Source organism: Paenibacillus dendritiformis (assembly GCF_015845845.1).
GTDB lineage: Bacteria > Bacillota > Bacilli > Paenibacillales > Paenibacillaceae > Paenibacillus_B > Paenibacillus_B dendritiformis_C.
In genome coordinates, this window is record NZ_LDIG01000136.1 from 1 (window position 1) to 2,270 (window position 2,270).

At 40.4% G+C, this 2,270-nt stretch carries 2 protein-coding genes and 1 pseudogene; 1 reads left to right on the forward strand and 2 read right to left on the reverse strand.

The annotated features are described in order from the left end of the window. On the forward strand, positions 1–221 hold a 221-nt coding region (locus tag ABD76_RS12830; protein ID WP_197257414.1), incomplete at its 5' end, for a transposase. A gap of 345 nt (positions 222–566) precedes the next feature. Here ABD76_RS12830 and ABD76_RS12835 read toward each other — a convergent pair. Together ABD76_RS12835 and ABD76_RS12840 are read right to left on the reverse strand one after the other, a co-directional pair. Further along, positions 567–1,415 (reverse strand): hypothetical protein, encoded by an 849-nt coding sequence (locus tag ABD76_RS12835; protein WP_197257416.1) that lies wholly within the window; start codon positions 1,413–1,415, stop codon positions 567–569. Positions 1,416–1,428: 13 nt separating this feature from the next. Continuing rightward, positions 1,429–2,270: pseudogene (locus ABD76_RS12840) on the reverse strand (hypothetical protein); the annotation flags it as partial.

The window sequence follows — 2,270 nt, forward strand, 5'->3', positions numbered from 1 at the left end:
GTTGCCGTTTGGCTCCAATGGTCGAAGTCGCTAAAATGCTGCAAAATCACTACGATGGCGTTGTTCGCTGGTTCTCGTCAAAGCTGACGAATGGCCTTCTGGAGGGAGTGAATAGCTTGTTCCAGGCCGCCAAACGGAAAGCTCGCGGATACCGTTCCGAGAAAAACATCATCGCCATGGTGTACGTTCTGGCGGGCAAACTTAACTTCACATTGAAATAAGAAAAGAACTGGCTACAGCATGGAGCCACGCATCGCTCGCACCTGAACCAATTCCCTTGTCCAGCCACCAGTATGTCCATTTACTGGCATGTTTATGCTGCTACAGAAGGTGAACGCAGAGCGAAGCATCTATACCAATTCCCTTGTCCGGTTTTCAAAGATTTTCAAAGGGTTGATAGAACCATTTGTTCTCATAACATTGCTAGTGGCGAAGAGCCATAATATTATTATCACTGAAACTCCTTGCTCCACTCCTGGTGGAGCAAGGTTCCCAACACAAATAGGAGCAACGCCGTAAATGTTCTCAAACTAAATACGGTAATTCCTAATCCATGAAAGTTATATCTACTCGGGCAGAGTAAAAATAACCTCAAAAGGATCTTTACCTTCGAAAAAATCATCATACAATTTTCTGACTTCCATCGAATCTAAGTCTTCTCCTTGCGTGTTGATTAGCCTATCCAAATCCTCTAAGATACTTACCTCCTTTGGTGACAACACCTTTGACTTAATAAGCGTGTCTTTCATATTAGGAAGTAAACCTCTTGGCCAGCAATCCTCGTACACGCCTGTATATGAATCATATAAGAAAGTGATCTGACTTATTCCCGCATATTTCCGAATGTGTGGATGCACTAATAATAAGAATTGAGCAATGATTCCAGAACGCGCTCTTACATTATACACTTCTTGTGATTCAGCTAGTAATTTCGATAGTTCGTCTGATGTATTTGCCAGATCATCAATCTTCATTCGAGTCATTCGAGAAAGTATACTTAACACATATTCTTTTTCTAAATTTGTTGCTAGCTTTGCGACTATCTCGTTTTTACTAATCCCTGCATCAATAAACCCTTTTAGGCACTGTACAATGTTATCTAAACTAGTAGCAGAGTCACGTAGACATAAAATATACTCATCAAGAATTTCCTTACAAGAAGTTTCGCTAATTTTATCACTACTATATAAACACTGAACAATAGTTTCTATCAGTAAAGCTTTATCAGACGTATCCTCAATACGGGGCAAAAGTTCTATAAGGATTTCAATAAATTCTCCTCCATAGTAGGCTAGTAAAATAGGAATATCTTTTACTTTTTCTAGTAATGCAAAAAAAGTAAGATATTCTTCTGTACCGAGATCTTGTGTTAGATATTTAAATGTGTTGTTTATATATTGAACCTTTGTATTCATGAAACTCTCCTTCCTAGTGCCACTGCACCACATTCCATTTAATACCATCAGCGGTTTGTTTATAAATAATACGCATTACCCCATTGTTTAAATCATCTAGTTCCCGTATATATACAGAATTCCACCCAGCATAATTTTGTCCATTACTTCTATTCTCAAGTACATGGTCACCTCGTTGCAATAAACGTTCTGTAGCACTTTTATCACCACGGGCTTGTGCTGCAATATCATCAAGAATTTGGTTAGCTATGGATTGTTCCTTTTCATTTAAATTGCGGCTTTTGGGTTTTCCATTAACGCCACCTCTTATTGGGACATGTTTATATAAAGAATCCCTAGGATTCGGAATCTTTTCATGTTCAATCCCTAATAATTTATCAGGTGTGATAGATTCTGCTTCACCTTTACCCGTCCCCTTACTCTCAGGCGGCTTCCCATTGGGCTTGCTTGGTTTCTGCGGGGAAGGCTTTTTCGGCGTTGGACTATTTGACCCTCCGCTTTTAAACATTTGATAAAGCTCATTGAGGGTTTCACCAGTATTAGATAAACCTTGATACGTTACTCCTGCTCCATGTCCTGCTAAAGCGACGGATTTTGCAGTAACAGCTACGCCTACAGGTGATAATACTCCCGTACCTGATAACGTAACACCAGCGCCTCCTCCCAATACAGCGCCACCCATTTCTAATACTCCGGCTACAGTTGTGATGAGGTGCCCGATCAATTCACCTGTTTTACGCGCCTTCGGATGATTTGAAGTATATTCCTTTTTTAGGGGTGGGAAGTCTAACGTCAAATCTTCTAAAACGGCCGTTCCTGCTCCTTTTACAACTTCTCCACCGACATCTGCGGCAT

What these genes read in the sequence shown, in the direction of transcription:
- ABD76_RS12835 (WP_197257416.1), bottom strand. Translation starts at nt 1,415, where the DNA reads ATGAATACAAAGGTTCAATATATAAACAACACATTTAAATATCTAACA.